Source organism: Mesorhizobium sp. WSM3866 (assembly GCF_002294795.1).
Classification (GTDB): Bacteria; Pseudomonadota; Alphaproteobacteria; order Rhizobiales; family Rhizobiaceae; genus Mesorhizobium.
In genome coordinates, this window is sequence record NZ_NSGC01000005.1 from 67367 (window position 1) to 85769 (window position 18403).

Annotated in this window: 20 protein-coding genes; 18 read left to right on the plus strand and 2 right to left on the minus strand. The window is 62.8% G+C overall.

The window, feature by feature from the left end; translation table 11 throughout:
* Positions 1 to 95 precede the first annotated feature (95 nt).
* Positions 96 to 569: an Lrp/AsnC family transcriptional regulator gene (locus tag CK222_RS13395; protein WP_059188527.1), complete on the plus strand. Its 474-nt coding sequence runs from the start codon at positions 96 to 98 to the stop codon at positions 567 to 569.
* 106 nt (positions 570 to 675) lie between these two features.
* On the opposite strand, the gene CK222_RS13400 is transcribed toward CK222_RS13395, so the two are convergent.
* Complete coding sequence (locus CK222_RS13400) at positions 676 to 1335, minus strand: 5-formyltetrahydrofolate cyclo-ligase (RefSeq protein ID WP_095800688.1); 660 nt, start codon at positions 1333 to 1335, stop codon at positions 676 to 678.
* Positions 1336 to 1509: 174 nt separating this feature from the next.
* On the opposite strand from CK222_RS13400, the gene CK222_RS13405 reads away from it, so the two are divergent.
* Positions 1510 to 2775, plus strand: a complete 1266-nt coding sequence (locus CK222_RS13405; RefSeq protein WP_095800689.1) for an NAD(P)/FAD-dependent oxidoreductase — start codon at positions 1510 to 1512, stop codon at positions 2773 to 2775.
* Positions 2776 to 2904: 129 nt separating this feature from the next.
* Entirely contained in the window at positions 2905 to 4878 is a 1974-nt protein-coding gene (locus CK222_RS13410) for a bifunctional 2',3'-cyclic-nucleotide 2'-phosphodiesterase/3'-nucleotidase (protein ID WP_095800690.1), read from the plus strand.
* A gap of 29 nt (positions 4879 to 4907) precedes the next feature.
* On the opposite strand, the gene CK222_RS13415 is transcribed toward CK222_RS13410, so the two are convergent.
* Entirely contained in the window at positions 4908 to 5204 is a 297-nt protein-coding gene (locus CK222_RS13415) for a hypothetical protein (RefSeq protein WP_141247061.1), read from the minus strand.
* Between the two features lie 259 nt (positions 5205 to 5463).
* Here CK222_RS13415 and CK222_RS33365 point away from each other — a divergent pair, with 259 nt between their 5' ends.
* The 15 genes from CK222_RS33365 to lipA all read left to right on the plus strand — a co-directional run bounded on the left by CK222_RS33365 (position 5464) and on the right by lipA (position 18399).
* Complete coding sequence (locus CK222_RS33365) at positions 5464 to 5598, plus strand: hypothetical protein (protein ID WP_259979787.1); 135 nt, start codon at positions 5464 to 5466, stop codon at positions 5596 to 5598.
* 105 nt (positions 5599 to 5703) lie between these two features.
* Positions 5704 to 5994 (plus strand): Dabb family protein, encoded by a 291-nt coding sequence (locus tag CK222_RS13420; RefSeq protein ID WP_066989660.1) that lies wholly within the window; start codon positions 5704 to 5706, stop codon positions 5992 to 5994.
* A gap of 70 nt (positions 5995 to 6064) precedes the next feature.
* Positions 6065 to 6940 (plus strand): VOC family protein, encoded by an 876-nt coding sequence (locus CK222_RS13425; RefSeq protein WP_095800692.1) that lies wholly within the window; start codon positions 6065 to 6067, stop codon positions 6938 to 6940.
* Positions 6937 to 7779 carry a 3-deoxy-8-phosphooctulonate synthase gene (kdsA, locus tag CK222_RS13430; protein WP_095800693.1) on the plus strand — a complete coding sequence of 281 codons (843 nt, stop codon included), beginning with the start codon at positions 6937 to 6939 and terminating at the stop codon, positions 7777 to 7779. Before CK222_RS13425 ends, kdsA begins: the two co-directional genes overlap by 4 nt.
* Before the next feature lie 79 nt (positions 7780 to 7858).
* On the plus strand, positions 7859 to 8224 hold the full coding sequence (locus CK222_RS13435; RefSeq protein ID WP_066989666.1) for a PRC-barrel domain-containing protein: 366 nt from the start codon (positions 7859 to 7861) through the stop codon (positions 8222 to 8224).
* 391 nt (positions 8225 to 8615) lie between these two features.
* Positions 8616 to 9890, plus strand: a complete 1275-nt coding sequence (gene eno / locus CK222_RS13440) for a phosphopyruvate hydratase (protein WP_066989668.1) — start codon at positions 8616 to 8618, stop codon at positions 9888 to 9890.
* 167 nt (positions 9891 to 10057) lie between these two features.
* The gene (locus CK222_RS13445) at positions 10058 to 10381 is read left to right on the plus strand and encodes a septum formation initiator family protein (RefSeq protein ID WP_095800694.1); all 324 of its coding nucleotides are present in this window, start codon (positions 10058 to 10060) and stop codon (positions 10379 to 10381) included.
* Between the two features lie 178 nt (positions 10382 to 10559).
* Positions 10560 to 11606 carry a pyruvate dehydrogenase (acetyl-transferring) E1 component subunit alpha gene (gene pdhA, locus CK222_RS13450; RefSeq protein ID WP_095800695.1) on the plus strand — a complete coding sequence of 349 codons (1047 nt, stop codon included), beginning with the start codon at positions 10560 to 10562 and terminating at the stop codon, positions 11604 to 11606.
* Between the two features lie 13 nt (positions 11607 to 11619).
* Positions 11620 to 13011 (plus strand): pyruvate dehydrogenase complex E1 component subunit beta, encoded by a 1392-nt coding sequence (locus tag CK222_RS13455; RefSeq protein WP_067321383.1) that lies wholly within the window; start codon positions 11620 to 11622, stop codon positions 13009 to 13011.
* Between the two features lie 18 nt (positions 13012 to 13029).
* Positions 13030 to 14394 (plus strand): pyruvate dehydrogenase complex dihydrolipoamide acetyltransferase, encoded by a 1365-nt coding sequence (locus tag CK222_RS13460; RefSeq protein ID WP_095800696.1) that lies wholly within the window; start codon positions 13030 to 13032, stop codon positions 14392 to 14394.
* 16 nt (positions 14395 to 14410) lie between these two features.
* Positions 14411 to 14836 (plus strand): hypothetical protein, encoded by a 426-nt coding sequence (locus tag CK222_RS13465; protein ID WP_095800697.1) that lies wholly within the window; start codon positions 14411 to 14413, stop codon positions 14834 to 14836.
* Complete coding sequence (locus tag CK222_RS13470) at positions 14833 to 15471, plus strand: SGNH/GDSL hydrolase family protein (RefSeq protein WP_095800698.1); 639 nt, start codon at positions 14833 to 14835, stop codon at positions 15469 to 15471. The genes CK222_RS13465 and CK222_RS13470 overlap by 4 nt, the downstream gene beginning before the upstream one ends.
* Before the next feature lie 26 nt (positions 15472 to 15497).
* Positions 15498 to 16943 (plus strand): dihydrolipoyl dehydrogenase, encoded by a 1446-nt coding sequence (lpdA, locus tag CK222_RS13475; protein ID WP_095800699.1) that lies wholly within the window; start codon positions 15498 to 15500, stop codon positions 16941 to 16943.
* 102 nt (positions 16944 to 17045) lie between these two features.
* The gene (locus CK222_RS13480) at positions 17046 to 17303 is read left to right on the plus strand and encodes a GlsB/YeaQ/YmgE family stress response membrane protein (protein ID WP_067321367.1); all 258 of its coding nucleotides are present in this window, start codon (positions 17046 to 17048) and stop codon (positions 17301 to 17303) included.
* 130 nt (positions 17304 to 17433) lie between these two features.
* A complete protein-coding gene (gene lipA / locus CK222_RS13485) occupies positions 17434 to 18399 on the plus strand; it encodes a lipoyl synthase (RefSeq protein ID WP_066989925.1) in 966 nt (321 codons plus the stop codon).
* Positions 18400 to 18403 lie beyond the last annotated feature (4 nt).

The following is an 18403-nucleotide window of genomic DNA, read 5'->3' on the forward strand; positions in this document are numbered from 1 at the left end:
TCGTTCCGTATGTGTTTGCGAATGCACTTGCTGCAGCGTCCGGCCTTCGATAATCTTTGCGCAAAATGCCGGATTATTCGCAGGAATCTCGAAAAATGCCGCTCGATAGGATTGATATCGCCATTCTGGAGACCTTGCAGAAGGATGGCCGGATCCCCAATGCAGCGCTTGCCGAAAAGGTTGGGCTGTCACAGTCGGCCTGCTCCAGGCGCCTGGACAATCTGGAGAAATCCGGAACCATCCGCGGCTATCACGCGCGGCTGTCGAATGCCGCGCTCGGCCATCAGATGACGGCGATCGTGCATATATCGTTGTCGGGGCAGTTCGAGAAGACGCTGTCCGATTTCGAAGCGGCGATCAAACGCTGCCCGAACGTGCTTTCCTGCCATCTGATGTCGGGCGAATACGACTATATCCTGCGTATAGCGGCCAAGGACCTTGCCGACTATGAGCGTATCCACAAGGAATGGCTGTCGGCGATGCCGCATGTGACGAAGATCAACTCATCCTTCGCCCTGCGCGAGATCGTCGACAGGACGGCGGTGGGGTTGAGGCCCGAAATGGCTTAGCTGAAGTCAGAGCGTTGCATCGTTTCACGGGAACCCCGAACCGCTCATTTCTTTGCTTTGCGCAATTACGGACGGAAAACCGCTACACACTTTTCCTGGAACTGCATTAGGCTCCGGCCGCCTCGGTGACCACCTTGGTCATCGGGATGTCGTGCGGTTGCGGATAGATGGTGGGAATGCGCTGCAATTCGTAGCCGACGCCGATCACCAGCGGCCTGAACGGCATGGCGGCGAGCGTACGATCGTAGAAACCGCCGCCATAGCCCAGCCGGTAGTTGCTGGGATCGATGCCGACTACCGGCGAGATCACGATATCGGGCAGGACAGGATCACCCTCGGCCGGGATCGGGATGTTCCAGACGCCCTTCTCCAGCCGGTCGCCCGGCGCGTAGGCGCGGAACACCAAAGGCTGGCCCTTCTCGATGACGACGGGCAGCGCGGTGCGGCCGCCGCGCGCATTGATCGACGCCATAAAGCCGCGCAGGTCCGGCTCGCCGCGGAACGGCCAGTAGAGGCTGACCATAAGGCCGGCAACCTTGCCGACCAGCATATCGAGGCCCTCGGCAATCCGCTGTGACATTGCCGCGCGTGCATCGGCGGAAACCGCAAGCCGCGCCCCGATCAGCCGCTCACGCTCCGCCTTGCGCCAGCGCCGGACATCGGTCCAGTCGGACAGCGGCATCTGATAGGCCGGGTCGAGCTCATGCATGAAACAAGGCGGTGAAGCGTATTGGGCCGGGCCGTCGTCATCGCGATTGTCAGACATGCTTCACTCCTATCGTTCTGCTCCACGGTATACCGGGCGTTCCGGGGCGACATGCGCGTACACGACACCGGACGACGACTCCCAGGCAATGACATGGCCAGCGGCGGCGTTGTTGCGGTGCACAAAAATGCTTACATCTAAGCAATCGGGTTGCTTTGGGCGAGGTGGCTGAAAATGGACGAAGCCAAGCATCATGTCGTGATCGTCGGCGCCGGGTTCGGCGGTCTCGAACTTACCCGCGCGCTGGCCGGCGCACCGGTGCGCATCACCATGATCGACAAGCGCAATCACCACTTGTTCCAGCCGCTGCTCTACCAGGTGGCGACCACCGCGCTGGCGACTTCCGAGATCGCCTGGCCGATCCGTCATCTGTTACGCAAGCGCAAGGACGTGACGACGCTTCTGGGTACGGTCATCGGTGTTGACCGCGCAGGCAAACGCGTGCTGCTCGATGACGGGAGCGCAGTCGGCTACGACACGCTAGTGCTCGCCACCGGCGCGCGCCACGCCTATTTCGGCCATGACGAATGGGAGCCATTCGCGCCCGGGCTGAAGACGCTGGAAGATGCCACCACCATCCGGCGCCGCATCCTGCTCGCCTTCGAGCAAGCCGAGCGCGAGACCGATCCCGCCAGGCGCCAGGCATTGCTTACGCTGGTCATCGTTGGCGGCGGACCGACCGGCGTGGAGCTTGCCGGCACCATTGCAGAGCTTGCGCAGGACACGCTGCGCGGCGAATTCCGCAATATCGACACGCGGCAGGCGCGCGTTGTGCTGATCGAAGCCGGTGACCGTGTGCTCGCCAATTTCGCACCGGAGCTCTCGGCCTATGCTCAAAAAGCGCTGGAGCGGCTTGGCGTGACGGTCGAGCTTGGCCGTGCCGTCACGCAGTTGGATGCCGAGGGCGTCGTCTTTGGCGATACCTACCTGCCGGCAAAGACGATTTTATGGGCAGCCGGCGTCGCCGCTTCGCCTGCGGCGGAATGGCTGGGAGCGCCCGCCGACCGGGCGGGCAGGGTGCTGGTCGAGCCCGATCTCACCGTGCCGGGCAGCCCGGAGATATTTGTTATCGGCGATACGGCACATCTGCTGCGACCGGACGGCAAGCCGATACCGGGCGTGGCGCCGTCCGCCAAGCAGGAGGGCAGGCATGTTGCTGCAACGATCAAAGCGAGGCTCGATGGCGACGCAACGCCACGCCCTTTCCGCTACAAGCATGCCGGCGACCTGGCGACGATCGGCAAACGCGCGGCCGCCATCGATTTCGGCTGGATCAAGCTCACCGGCTGGCTCGCATGGTGGCTCTGGGGGATAGCGCACATTTATTTCCTGATCGATTTCCGCAATCGGCTCGCAGTGTCGCTCAGCTGGCTATGGATATATTTTACCGGACAGCGCAGCGCGCGCCTGATCACTCAGGGTGACGACGACAAGAGCTGATTGCTTTTCATCGACGCGTCACCGTGTCGTGATCAACAGGCATCCAACAGACATGGACTCGAAATGCCTTCGGCGGCATGTTCCGATTGAGGGGCAGGGCATGTCGCGTTGTCTAAGAGGAGGAAAACAATGTCACTTTTGCCCGTCTCTCGCCGCGAATTCCTGGCCGGAGCCGCCGCCAGCGGAGCGCTGATCATGCTGCATCCGTTCTCCGCCCGGGCCGCAGCCAATCAGGCGCATCTGAGGATCATGGAGACGACCGACATCCATGTGAATTTGCTGCCCTATGACTATTACGCCGACAAAGCGAACGACACGATGGGCCTGTCGCGCACGGCCTCGCTGATCGACGGGGTGCGCAAGCAGGCCACCAATGCGATGCTGATCGACAATGGCGACCTGTTACAGGGCAATCCGATGGGCGACTACATCGCCTATGAAAAGGGCATGAAGGACGGCGACCTGCATCCGATCATGAAGGGCATGAACCTGCTCGGCTATGAATGCTCGACGCTCGGCAACCACGAATTCAACTACGGCCTGTCCTTCATGGACAAGGTGTTGGCCGGCGCCAATTCCCCCTTCGTGTGCGCCAACCTGATCCGGGGCACGACGCTCGCCACGAACCCGCGCGACGACAAGCTCTACCTCAAGCCCTATGTCATCCTCGACAAGAAGATCAAGGACGGTTCCGGCGCCGAGCAGCCGATCAAAATCGGGGTGATCGGTTTCGTGCCGCCGCAGATCATGGTCTGGGACCTGAAAAACCTGGAAGGCAACGTCCAGACCCGCGACATTGTCCAGGCGGCCAAGGCCTGGGTACCGCAAATCCGCGAGGAGGGCGCCGACATCGTCATTGCGCTTTCGCATTCCGGCATCGATATCAAGCAGGGCGAAATGATGGAGAACGCCTCCTTCTTCGTCGCCGGCGTCGAAGGCATCGACGCGGTCTTCACCGGGCACCAGCATCTCGTCTTCCCCGGCAAGAAGGATTTCCAGGCGCTGGAAGGCGTCGACACCGAAAAAGGCACTCTGCAGGGCAAGCCGGCGGTGATGGGCGGCTTCTGGGGCTCGCATATGGGCCTGATCGACCTGCTTCTTGAGCGCGACGGCTCGAAATGGCGCGTCGTCTCGGCCACCTCCGAGGCGCGGCCGATCTATGAGCGGGTCGACAGCAAGAACAAGGCTACGGTCGGCGACGACAAGCGCATCATCGCGGCGCTCGAGCAGGATCACGAGGCGACGCTCGCCTATGTCCGCCGCCCCGTCGGCAAGACGTCCGCGCCGCTCTATTCCTATTTCGCTTTGGTCGCCGACGATCCATCGGTGCAGATCGTCAATCAGGCGCAGAGCTGGTATCTCAAGGATATTCTGAAGAGCACAGAGTGGAAGGACGTGCCACTCCTCTCTGCGGCGGCACCGTTCAAGGCAGGCGGCCGCAACGGCGCCGACTACTATACCGACGTCCCTGTCGGCGATATCGCCATCAAGAACGTCGCCGATCTCTATCTTTATCCGAACACCGTGCGCGCGGTCGAAATCACCGGCTCGCAAGTCAAGGAATGGCTGGAGATGTCGGCCGGCATGTTCAACAGGATCGAGCCCGGGAAGGCGGATCAGCCGCTGATCAACACCGAGTTCCCCTCCTACAATTTCGACGTCATCGATGGCATCACTTACAAGATCGACCTGTCGCAGCCACCGAAATACGATACGAAGGGCGCCCTCGCCAATGCCGGCTCCAGCCGCATCGTCGATCTTAAATTCGGCGGCAAGCCGCTCGATCCGGCAGCGAAATTCGTGGTTGCCACCAACAACTACCGCGCTGGCGGCGGCGGCAATTTCCCCGATATCAATGCTTCAAAGATCATCTACGAGGCGCCGGACACCAACCGCGACGTGATCGTGCGCTACGTCATCAGCGAGGGCACGATCAATCCGTCGGCGGACGACAACTGGTCGTTCGCGCCGCTGCCTGGAACCAGCGTTGTCTTCGAGACCGGACCTAGGGCCAAGGATTTCATCGGTCAGGTGAAGTCGCTGAAGATCGAGCCGGCGGGCGAGGGTGAGGCGGGGTTTGCCAAATACCGCATTGCCCTTTGATGTTGCGCGGCCGGGCCGGCCTGATTCGGCTAAGGCGAAGGGGTGGTCGCGGGCGTGGTGAGCGGCCCGGGGAAGGCCGGCTGGATCGACGTGCCGAGCGGATCGCTGAGCACGGTCAGCGGCGCCATTCCTCTCGGGTGGCGAATCTCCTGGATGGTCGATGTCGGCGTGTTGTTGACAAGGTCGCTGGCCCCCGGTGTCAGCGTCGGGGCAGTCAGCGCGCCCAGCGGGTCATTGGTGACTGTGGGCAAGGATACTTTTGCGTCAGCCGCACTTGCCGAGATCACGGCAAGCAGCAGCACGGCGACGGTTACGGTGCGGTTCAAGGAAGCCTCCTGTTGCGAACGACGCTCGGCGCTCGCCCGAGGATGCAGTGACGGCGCCGGACAGCCGGAAAAATGCCGGATGTCCGATCGCGGTTGCATCACGTTCGCATGAGACATTTGTGCTCGCACCGCAGCTCTCAAGGTAGCCGGCGCTGGGTCCCATGACGCCGGAAAGGTGCGTCGATTACAAAGCGGTGAATTGGAACGATTGCCGTGAAGGCGCTCTGGTTCGGTTTGAGGACATACGCTAGCTTTAGCCATGCGTTATGTGATCGTTATCGTCGCCATCACGTTCTTCCTGATCTGGGACGGCCTCTACAACCAGGGCCAATATCTCGACGCGACCGTCAGGGAGATGTCGCGCATCGTGCGTTACGTCACCGGCGCTGCCTGAGGCTCCGACGCTGCCGCTCGAACAGCGGGCGCGACATCGTTGCCGGTTGACGCGACGGCCTTGCTCCCACAAAACGCGTTCATCCGTCGATCAAGGAGGCTGGGTTTGATCCGGCACATCGTTTTCTTCAGCGTGCGGCGCAAGGAGGATGTGGAGGCCGTCCGGTCAGGTCTTCAGGAACTGGGCAAGATTCCACATTCGAAACACTTCGAGGTGACGCTCAATACCAAGGTCGATCTGTTCTCAAACGCGATCGACGTGGTCGTCTATGCCGAATTCGAGGACGAGGCAGCGCTCGCAGCATACAGGGCGCATCCGATCTATGCGGAGACGACCGGCAGGGTTAAACCGTTGCGCGAGCTGCGTTATTCGGCCGACGTCGTGGCCGCCGCCTGAGCCGCGCCGTCCGCTCGCCTTGGACGCCAGGCCTTGAACCGATTTCCGCAATGGTGCACACCGCGCCGGCATGACGAAAACTTCGCCCCATCCGCTCGACCATCTCGTTCTGCCCACGCAGAGCCTCCACATTGCAAGGCAGCGCCTCTCGTCGCTCGGCTTCGTCGTCGCACCGACCGGCGTCCATCCTTTCGGGACCGTGAACGCTTGTGTCTTCTTCGCCGACGGCACCTATCTGGAACCGCTGGCCGTCGGCGATGACAAAACGGCCGATCGGGCGATGGGCGAAGGCAACGTCTTCGTCGCGCGCGACCGCCTTTACCGCAGCAGGCTTGGCGATGAAGGCTTCTCCGCGGTCGTCTTCGGGACCGCCGATGCAGATGCCGACCACGCGCGCTATGTCGAAGCAGGGCTGTCCGCAGGCAATATGTTGAGCTTTTCGCGCGCCTTCACCGACACAACGGGCAAAAGCGACACGGCATCGTTCAAACTGGCATTCGCGGCCGATCGAAAAGCAGCGGACGCATTCCTGTTCGCCTGCCAGCGCATCAACGCGCCGCAGATCGACCGCACCGCACTGCAGGCACATGCCAATGGCGTGACCGGCATCGTTGAGATCGTGGCGGTGAGCGACGAGCCTTCGAGCCAGAGGGGACTGATATCGATCGCTGCCGGCCAGGGCGCGAGCGACGGCGACAGGACTGACCTGCCAAACGCGACCCTGGCCGTTCTGACGCCCGACGCTTTTGCCGCACGGTTTGATGTTTCGGCAGGGCAGCCTTCGGATCTGCGATTTGCGGCCGTCATCTTTGCGGTTCGCAGCGTCGCCGCAGCCACCCAGCTACTTGCGGCAAACGCCATAGAGCACAACATGAGCGGCGACGATGTCGTCGTGCCGCCGGCACCCGGTCAGGGCGCGGCCTTCATCTTTCGGGAGATCCCATGAGCGAGCCCCTTGCGCCCAATGCCGCGGTAAGCGTCGGCAAGGTCGTTTTCGCCAACAATGCGCCCTTGTCGCTGATCGCAGGCCCCTGTCAACTCGAGTCGCGCCAGCATGCCTTCGACATGGCCGGCGCGCTGAAGGAACTGACCACTAGGCTCGGCATCGGGCTCGTTTACAAGACGAGCTACGACAAGGCCAACCGCACCTCGCTTGGCGGCGCGCGCGGCGCTGGGCTCGAGGCGGCGATGCCGATCTTCGACGATCTGCGCAAGGAGTTCGGACTGGCGGTGCTGACCGACGTCCACACCGAGGAGCAATGCGCATCGGTCGCGCCGCATGTCGATGTGCTGCAGATACCGGCCTTTCTCAGCCGGCAGACGGATTTGCTGATTGCGGCGGCGCGCACCGGCAAGGTGGTGAACGTCAAGAAGGGGCAGTTCCTTGCGCCATGGGACATGAAGAATGTCGTCGCCAAGCTCACCGGTTCCGGCAATGCCAACGTGCTGGTCACCGAGCGCGGCGCCTCCTTCGGCTACAACACACTGGTTTCGGACATGCGAGCGCTGCCGATCATGGCCGAGATCGGCGCGCCGGTCATCTTCGACGCCACCCATTCCGTGCAGCAGCCGGGCGGGCAGGGCGGCTCGACCGGCGGCGAGCGACGCTTCGTCGAGACCCTCGCGCGCGCCGCCGTGGCGATCGGCGTTGCCGGCGTGTTCATCGAAACCCACCAGGATCCGGACAACGCCCCCTCCGACGGCCCCAACATGGTGCCCTTGAAGAATCTTCCCGCATTGCTGGAAAGGCTGATGGCGTTCGATCGGATCGCCAAGAGGCCGTAGCAGGGCAGCCGAAAATCTGGAACCTTCGCCCGCTCCCCTCATTGTCCACAACGGACAATCAAATGAGAGGAGCACAACAATGACCACTCCGTCTGGCCACACCGAAGCCATCGCCGCCTCACGCGTCATCGGCACCTCGGTCTACAACACCGCCGGCGACAGCATCGGCAGCATTGAGGACGTGATGCTCGACAAGATGTCGAACGGGATCATGTTCGCGGTTATCGGCTTCGGCGGCTTCCTCGGCATGGGCGAGAAGTATCACGCCATTCCGTGGGCAAGCCTCGACTATGATGAAAACATGGGCGGCTACGTCGTGCCTTTCACGAAGGAACAGCTCAAGGCGGCACCGGCCTACTCGATCGAGGAATTGACCGGCGCCGATGGTGAAGCGGCCCGCGACGCATCCTTCGAATACTACCACGTGAAGCCTTACTGGCACTGATCGGCCTGAGCGGCTGCTTCCAGAATCGAGAAGGCCCCCGGGTCCGGGGGCCTTCGAGCGTTGAGGAACCTATTCAGCGGTCCGAAGGGTGGATAGCTCCGTGGAGTTCTGCTGAGGCTTCTGGGTTTCGCAGGACGTTAGGAACGCCGCCGCGATCAGGAACAAACTCACGATACCGCTCAACTGAGACATGGCGAAACTCCTCGTGTTTCGCCCCGCGCAAACACGACCATAAATCAGAAGGGCGAGTCGCGCGCATGACTAATGATGACAAAGATTTGCGCTTCGTGAATCTTGTCGCCGGCAATTATTACGGACCGCCCAATTGCCTTTTGCCGGGCTTTGGCTAAGAGGGGCGCGACGCTTCAATCGATCAATCGGGGACATCGCAATGACCGCCATCATCGACATTGTCGGGCGTGAAATCCTGGACAGCCGTGGAAATCCGACCGTCGAGGTCGACGTGGTGCTGGAAGACGGCTCGATGGGCCGCGCCGCCGTTCCGTCGGGCGCCTCGACCGGCGCGCATGAGGCGGTCGAGCTGCGCGACGGCGGGCCGCGCTATCTCGGCAAGGGAGTCCAGGGCGCCGTCGAGGCGGTGAACGGCGAGTTATTCGAGGCGATCGGCGGCATGGAAGCCGAGAACCAGATCCATATCGACCAGACGATGATCGAGCTCGACGGCACTCCGAACAAGAGCCGGCTCGGCGCCAACGCCATCCTCGGCGTGTCGCTGGCGGTGGCCAAGGCCGCCGCCGAGGCCGCCGGGCTGCCGCTCTACCGCTATGTCGGCGGCGCCAAGGCGCACATCCTGCCGGTGCCGATGATGAACATCATCAATGGCGGCGCTCATGCCGACAACCCGATCGACTTTCAGGAATTCATGATCCTGCCGGTCGGCGCGCCGACGCTGCGCGACGGCGTGCGTTGGGGCTCTGAAATCTTCCATACGCTGAGAAAGAAGCTCAAGGATGCCGGCCACAACACCAATGTCGGCGACGAGGGCGGTTTCGCCCCCAACCTGAAGAGCGCGCCGTCGGCCCTCGATTTCATCATGGAATCGATCGAGAAGGCCGGCTTCAAGCCGGGCGAGGACGTGGCGCTCGGCCTCGACTGCGCGGCGACCGAGTTCTTCAAGGACGGCAACTACGTCTATGAGGGCGAGAAGAAGACCCGCGATCCGAAGGCGCAGGCCAAATACCTCGCCAAGCTCGCTTCCGATTATCCGATCGTCACCATCGAGGACGGCCTTGCCGAGGACGATTGGGAGGGCTGGAAATACCTGACCGATCTGATCGGCAAGAAGACCCAATTGGTCGGCGACGATCTGTTCGTCACCAACACGGCGCGACTGCGCGACGGTATCCGCATGGGCGTCGCCAACTCGATCCTGGTCAAGGTCAACCAGATCGGCTCGCTCACCGAAACGCTCGACGCGGTCGAGACCGCGCACAAGGCCGGCTACACCGCCGTCATGTCGCACCGCTCGGGCGAGACCGAGGATTCGACCATTGCCGACCTCGCCGTCGCCACCAACTGCGGGCAGATCAAGACCGGCTCGCTGTCGCGCTCAGACCGCATGGCCAAGTACAACCAGCTCATCCGGATCGAGGAAGAGCTCGGCCGGCAGGCGCGCTACGCCGGCAAGTCGGTGGTCAAGGGCTGATCCGGACAAACTGTCTTGGTTGTTGAAAGAGGCGGAGAGGCGGGTTTCCCCGCCTCTTTTTGTTTCGGCAGGTCTCAGTCCAGCCAGCCGTAACCGTCCATTAAGCACAATCGGGCGAAAAAAGACTCGAACAGCCGCTTGCGCTCGCGGCCGAAAGGGGTCGGGTCATGTGGACACGTCAGCACAAGCAGAGAAACACCGGCAGGCTGATCGTTCCGTCGCTCTGCGTGCTGTTTCTCGCCTATTTCGGCTTCCATGCCTATCACGGGGAGTTCGGCATCTACTCCAAATATCGGCTGCAGGCCCAGGCGGCCGAACTCCAGACTCAGCTCGACGCGGTCAAGGCGCGCCGGATCGACTTCGAACGTCGTGTCCAGCTCATGCATGAAGGCACGCTGGAAAAGGACATGCTTGACGAGCAGGCCCGAAAGGCGCTCAATCTGTCCCATCCAGACGAAATCACCATCATGCTGCCGGCTTCGGCAAAATAACCGAATTTCGGTTAATCAAACTTATTTGCAATGATTCTAATCGCTTAGGATGCATGTCAGCCATGCATTTTTCAGCATGGCGCATTGCACTCTTGCGTGTTAGCCTCGCTCAAATCGGTGGGGAGACGGGTCGCTCTCCCTTGAATGTCCGCGAAGAGACGCCAACAGGGAGTGATGTATGGCCACCGCCGCCAGAAAAGCGCCTGCCAAGTCCAAATCCAGATCCGAGGGCAAATCGTCGGCCCTTTCCACCCCCAAGCCAGCCGACTTCACCAAAGAAGAAGAGCTCTCCGCCTACCGGCACATGCTGCTCATTCGCCGCTTCGAGGAGAAGGCGGGCCAGCTTTACGGCATGGGCTTTATCGGCGGCTTCTGCCACCTCTATATCGGCCAGGAGGCCGTCGTTACCGGCATGAAGATGGCGCTGATCGAGGGCGACCAGATGATCACCGCCTATCGCGACCATGGCCACATGCTGGCGATGGATCTGTCGCCGCGCGGCGTCATGGCCGAGCTCACCGGGCGCCGTGGCGGCCTGTCGAAAGGCAAGGGCGGCTCCATGCACATGTTCTCCAAGGAGAAGCATTTCTATGGCGGCCACGGCATCGTGGGCGCGCAGGTGTCGCTGGGCACAGGCCTGGCCTTCGCCAACCGCTACCGCGACAACAAGAATGTCTCGCTGACCTATTTCGGCGACGGCGCCGCCAACCAGGGCCAGGTCTATGAAAGCTTCAACATGGCCTCGCTGTGGAAGCTGCCGGTAATCTACATCATCGAGAACAATCGCTACGCCATGGGCACATCGGTGTCGCGCTCATCCGCCGAGACCGACTTCTCCAACCGCGGCGCTTCCTTCAAGATTCCCGGCATGCAGGTCGACGGCATGGACGTTCGCGCGGTCAAGGCAGCCGGCGACGTCGCCGCCGAATGGTGCCGCGCCGGCAACGGCCCGCTGATCCTCGAGATGCAGACCTATCGCTATCGCGGGCATTCGATGTCCGACCCGGCGAAGTATCGCTCCAAGGAAGAAGTGCAGAAGATGCGCTCGGAGCACGACCCAATCGAACAGGTCAAGGCGCGCCTGATCGATAAGAGGTGGGCGAGCGAAGACGATCTCAAGGCCATCGACAAGGAGGTCCGCGACATCGTCGCCGACGCCGCCGAATTTGCCCAGCACGACGCCGAGCCGGATCCGTCCGAGCTCTGGACCGACATCGTACTCTAAGGAGGGCACGGACATGCCGATCGAAATTCTCATGCCCGCTCTCTCGCCGACGATGGAAGAGGGCAATCTTTCCAAGTGGTTGAAGAACGAAGGCGACAAGGTCGTCGCCGGCGACGTCATCGCCGAGATCGAGACCGACAAGGCGACGATGGAGGTCGAAGCCGTCGATGAAGGCACGCTCGCCAAGATCGTGGTTCCGGCCGGCACCGAAGGCGTCAAGGTCAACGCGTTGATCGCCGTGCTTGCGGTCGACGGCGAAGACGTCGACAAGGCCGGCGAAGGCATCGGCGAAGAAGAGCCCAAGGCTGAAGCGGCCGCGCCGGCACCGGCGCCCGCCGCGGCCAAAAGCGAGGCGGCTGCGCCTGTCGCCGCCGCGCCGAAGGCGGAAGTCGCGGCCGATCCGGACATCCCTGCCGGCACCGAAATGGTCTCGACCACGGTGCGCGAGGCGCTGCGTGACGCGATGGCCGAGGAAATGCGCCGCGACGGCGATGTCTTCGTCATGGGCGAGGAAGTTGCCGAATACCAGGGCGCCTACAAGATCACGCAAGGCCTGCTGCAGGAGTTCGGGCCGCGCCGCGTCGTCGATACCCCGATCACCGAGCATGGCTTTGCCGGCGTCGGTGTGGGCGCGGCGATGGCAGGCCTGAAGCCGATCGTCGAGTTCATGACCTTCAACTTCGCCATGCAGGCGATCGATCAGATCATCAATTCGGCCGCCAAGACACTCTATATGTCCGGCGGCCAGATGGGCGCGCCGATCGTCTTCCGCGGCCCGAACGGCGCCGCGGCCCGTGTCGCCGCCCAGCACTCGCAGTGCTACGCCGCCTGGTACAGCCACATCCCCGGCCTGAAAGTGGTGATGCCTTACACGGCCGCCGACGCCAAGGGCCTGCTCAAGGCCGCGATCCGCGATCCGAACCCGGTCATCTTCCTCGAGAACGAGATTCTCTACGGCCAGTCCTTCGACGTGCCGAAGCTCGACGATTTCGTGCTGCCGATCGGCAAGGCGCGTGTGCACAAGCAGGGCAGGGACGTCACCCTCGTCTCCTTCGGCATCGGCATGACCTATGCGGTCAAGGCCGAGGCCGAACTGCGCGGCATGGGCCTTGACGCCGAGATCATCGATTTGAGAACCGTCCGTCCGCTCGACTTCGATACCATCATCGCCTCGGTCAAGAAGACCAACCGGCTGGTCGTGGTGGAGGAAGGCTTCCCGCAGAGCTCGGTCGGCGACCACATCGCCAGCCAGGTCTCGCAGCGCGCCTTCGACTTCCTCGATGCGCCGGTCATCACCATCGCCGGCAAGGATGTGCCGATGCCTTACGCGGCGAACCTCGAAAAGCTGGCGTTGCCCAATGTCGGCGAGGTCGTCGAGGCGGTCAAAGCCGTCACCTATCGCTGAGCCGGTCGGGAGGACAACATGCCAATCAACATCACCATGCCGGCTCTCTCGCCCACCATGGAAGAGGGCAATCTCGCCAAGTGGCTGGTCAAGGAAGGCGATCATGTTGCGCCCGGTGACGTGATCGCGGAGATCGAGACCGACAAGGCGACGATGGAAGTCGAAGCGGTCGATGAGGGCACAGTCGCTAAGCTGGTCGTTCCGGCAGGCACCGAAGGCGTCAAGGTCAATGCGGTGATCGCCATTCTGGCAGGCGAAGGCGAGGACGCCGGTGCTGCCGCAAAGAGCGATGGCGGTGCGGCGCCCAAGGCGGAGGCTCCGAAAGCGGACCCTGCGAAGGCCGAGGCGCCCAAGGAAGCGCCGAAGCCGGCGGCCGCGCCGGCGAAGGCCGAGCCTGCACCGGTCGCCAACGGCCACGCCGGAGGCGAGCGCGTGTTTGCCTCGCCGCTCGCCCGCCGCATCGCGAAGGATGCCGGCGTCGACGTTTCAGCGCTGGCCGGTTCCGGCCCGCATGGCCGCGTGGTGAAGGCCGATGTCGAGGCGGCGATCGCCTCGGGCGGCGCCAAGGCTGCGCCTGCCGCCAAGGCTCCTGCCGGTGCGCCCGCAGGCGCTCCTGCCCCCGCGCCGAAGCCGATGTTAGACGATCAGGTGCTGAAGCTGTTCGCGGAAGGCTCTTACGAACTCGTTCCGCACGACAATATGCGCAAGACCATTGCGCGCCGGCTGGTCGAGGCCAAGAGCACCATTCCGCATTTCTATCTGACGCTCGACTGCGAGCTCGATGCGCTGCTCGCGCTGCGCACGCAGCTCAACGCCGCGGCCCCAATGCGGAAAACCGAGAAGGGCGAGGTCCCGGCCTACAAGCTCTCGGTCAACGACATGGTGATCAAGGCGATGGCGATGGCGCTGATGGCGGTGCCGGACGCCAACGCCTCCTGGACCGAAAACGCCATGGTCAAGCACAAGCACGCCGATGTCGGCGTCGCCGTGTCGATACCCGGCGGCCTGATCACGCCGATCATCCGCCATGCCGACGAAAAGACGCTGTCCGTTATCTCCAACGAGATGAAGGATCTGGCAAGCCGCGCACGCGGCCGCAAACTGAAGCCCGAAGAGTACCAGGGCGGCACCACGGCCGTGTCCAATCTCGGCATGTTCGGCGTCAAGGATTTTGCCGCCGTTATCAACCCGCCGCACGCCACGATCCTTGCGGTCGGCGCCGGCGAGGAGCGCGCCATCGTGAAGAAAGGCGAGATCAAGATCGCGACCATAATGTCGGTGACGCTGTCGACCGATCACCGCGCCGTCGACGGCGCGCTCGGTGCGGAGCTGCTCGGCGCCTTCAAGCGCATGATCGAAAACCCGATGGGCATGCTGGTGTAAGGAAGGGAAAAAGGCGGTGCGGAATTTCTTCACCAGCCTTTTCGCCTTCATTCTTTCCGGTCTGGCCGACGTACTTGTCGTTCAAGAGCTGGCGGTCATCACCGGCGCGACAGAGGAATGCATTCTGGTCTTCGCGGCCACGGTGATTATCGTCGTTGTGGTCACGGTCGCCTTCTTCCTCGTTCAATTCCGAGGCAAGCCGGTGCGGGCGCTCGATGGGATGCTGTGGCTGCTGCTTGCGCTTTTCTGTCTCGGGCTGCTGGCGCTGGTGGGCTGGACGTTTTCGGTGCCGGCCGAGAGCCGGGCGACCGCAAATGACCTTTCGATCGTTGCCGGGCTGATCCTGCCGGGCGCAGCGGCGATCATCGTGCAATGGCGGTTCGTGCGCTGGCAACTCAAGCGCTCGTCGGCGGGGTTCGGCAGGGGTGGGGCAAGCGCATGAAGACTATTCTCTGTTACGGCGACTCGCTGACCTGGGGCTACGACGCTGCCAACCTCGGGCGCCATGCGCTGGAGGACCGCTGGCCGAGCGTTCTCAAGACGGCGCTGGGCGACGGCATCGATGTCATCGCCGAAGGGCTGAACGGCCGCACCACCGCCTTTGACGATCACCTCGCCGGTGCCGACCGCAACGGCGCGAGAGCGCTGCCGACGATCCTTACGACGCACGCGCCGCTCGACCTGATCATCATCATGCTGGGCGCAAACGACATGAAGCCGTGGATCCACGGCAATCCCGTTGCCGCCAAGCAGGGTATGCAGCGCCTGATCGATATCGTGCGCGGCCACGACTATCCGTTCGACTGGCCGGCTCCGCAGATCCTCATTGTCGCGCCGCCCGCGGTGACGCGCACCGAGAATGCCGAATTCAAGGAAATGTTCGCCGGCGGCGATGACGCCTCGAAGCGGCTGGCGCCGCAATATTCCTCGCTTGCCGACGAGGCCGGCTGCGGCTTCTTCGACGCCGGCTCCGTCGCCGTCACCACGCCGCTCGACGGCGTCCATCTCGATGCCGAAAACACGCGGCGGATCGGTCAGGCGCTGGCGCCCCCCGTGCGTGTGATGCTTTCCTTCTAACCCCGAGAAAAATCAGGGAGAAACCCGTGGCTGAGAACTACGACGTCATTATCATCGGCTCAGGCCCCGGCGGCTATGTCACCGCTGTGCGTTCCGCCCAGCTCGGCTTCAAGACGGCGATCGTCGAGCGCGAGCATCTCGGCGGCATCTGCCTCAACTGGGGTTGCATCCCGACCAAGGCGCTGCTGCGCTCGGCGGAGATCATGCACTATTCGAACCACCTCAAGGATTACGGCCTTAAGCTCGACGGCAAGGTCAGCCCCGACACCGCAGCCGTCGTCGACCGCTCGCGAAAGGTGTCTCTCAGGCTGAATGGCGGTGTCGCCTTCCTGATGAAGAAGAACAAGGTCGACGTCATCTGGGGTGAGGCTAAGCTTTCCAAGCCTGGTGAGGTCGTCGTCGCCAAGACCGCCAAGAAGCCGATGGAGCCGCAGCCGCCGGTGCCGAAAGGCGTCAAGGGCGAGGGCACCTACACCGCCAAGCACATCATCCTCGCAACCGGCGCGCGGCCGCGCGCGCTGCCTGGCATCGAGCCGGACGGCAAGCTGATCTGGACCTATTTCGAGGCCATGGTTCCGAAGGAGATGCCGAAGTCGCTGCTGGTGATGGGCTCGGGCGCCATCGGCATCGAGTTCGCCTCCTTCTACCGCACCATGGGCGCCGATGTGACCGTGGTCGAGCTTTTGCCGGCGGTGATGCCGGTCGAGGATGCCGAGGTCTCGAAATTTGCGCAGAAACAGTTCGAGAAGCAGGGCATGAAGATCCTGCTCGAGGCCAAGGTGACCAAGGTCGCGAAGGGTGCCAACTCGGTCACCGCGCATGTCGAGATGAAGGACGGCAAGGTCGAGAAGATCACCGCCGACCGCATGATCTCGGCCGTCGGCGTACAAGGCAATATCGAGGGCCTCGGCCTCGAGGCGCTCGGCGTCAAGACGGATCGCGGCTGTGTCGCGGTCGACGGCTACGGCAGGACGAACGTGCCCGGCATCTACGCCATCGGCGATGTGGCCGGGCCGCCGATGCTCGCCCACAAGGCCGAGCACGAGGGCGTGATCTGCGTCGAGAAGATCGCCAATATCCCGGGCGTGCACGCCATCGACAAGCTGAAGATCCCGGGCTGCACCTATTGCAGCCCGCACGTCGCCTCGGTCGGCCTGACCGAAGCCAAGGCCAAGGCCGAGGGCAAGGACATCCGCGTCGGTCGCTTCCAGTTCGGCGCCAACGGCAAAGCCATCGCGCTCGGCGAGGACCAGGGCTTCATCAAGACCATCTTCGACAAGAAGACCGGGCAGCTGCTGGGCGCGCATATGATCGGCGCCGAGGTGACCGAACTCATCCAGGGTTTCGTCGTGGCGATGAACCTGGAGACCACCGAGGAAGAGCTGATGCACACGATCTTCCCGCATCCGACCCTGTCGGAGATGATGAAGGAAAGCGTGCTCGACGCCTATGGCCGCGCATTGAACGCATGATAGACTGCTCGCGCGAGACTCAGACGCGGCAGCCGGAGGATTCTGAGGGCAAAGCAGTTCGTATCCGGATGCATTTTCACCTGATCAAGGAGGAATTGGCATATGGACGTGAATGGCGTGGGCTGGATAGCAGCCATCATCATCGGAGGCTTGGCCGGATGGCTCGCCGAAATGGTCATGAAGAGCAACACCGGCATCTTCATGAACATCATTTTGGGTATCGTCGGCGCGATCGTTCTGAATGCGATCTTACAGGCTCTCAACATCCAGTCCTTCGGCGCCGGCTGGTTCGCCTATCTCATCACCGGTTTCATCGGCGCCTGCCTGCTGATCTTTGTCGGCCGGCTGGTACGGCGCTGAGCCCCAGCGAAGTCCGTTATGCGAAAATGGCCGTGGCGGCATGCGCCGGCGTGGCCTTTTTCTTTATTCCGAAAAGTCCTAGATGACGCAGACAGGCGGCCGCGACGCGGGCGGCCGCGAAGGGTTCGAAATGGTCACTGTTCTCGACACGATCGCCAATGCGCCGCGCCCGCGGCATCCCGAAAAGGCGCACAGGCCGGACCAGGAAGTGCTGCGCAAGCCGGACTGGATCCGCGTCAAGGCGCCGGTTTCGAAGGGTTACGCCGAGACACGCGAGATCGTGAAGTCGCACAAGCTGGTAACGGTGTGCGAGGAGGCCGGATGTCCGAACATCGGTGAATGCTGGGACAAGAAGCACGCCACCTTCATGATCATGGGCGAGATCTGCACGCGCGCCTGCGCCTTCTGCAATGTCGCCACCGGCATCCCGACCGCCCTCGACGCGGACGAGCCGGCGCGTGTCGCCCATGCGGTCAAGCAGATGGGCCTCAGCCACGTCGTCATCACATCGGTCGACCGCGACGACCTCGACGACGGCGGCGCGCAGCATTTCGCCGACGTCATCCACGCCATCCGCGCCGCCGCGCCTTCAACGACGATCGAGATCCTGACGCCCGACTTCCTGCGCAAGGACGGCGCGCTAGAGATCGTCGTTGCCGCCAAGCCCGACGTCTTCAACCACAATCTGGAAACCGTGCCGTCGAATTACCTGACGGTGCGGCCCGGCGCCCGCTACTTCCACTCGATCCGGCTGCTGCAGCGCGTGAAAGAACTCGATCCGTCGATCTTCACCAAGTCCGGCATCATGGTTGGCCTCGGCGAGGAGCGGAACGAAGTGCTGCAGCTCATGGATGACCTGCGTTCGGCAAATGTCGACTTCATGACCATCGGCCAATACCTGCAGCCTTCGAAGAAGCACCATCCGGTGATCCGCTTCATCACGCCGGACGAGTTCAAGTCCTTTGAGACGATCGGCAAGACGAAGGGCTTCCTGCTGGTCGCTTCGAGCCCGCTGACGCGCTCCTCGCATCATGCCGGCGAGGATTTCGCCAGGCTGCGCGCTGCGCGCGAGGCGCAGCTCAAGAAGGCCAGCTGACGCT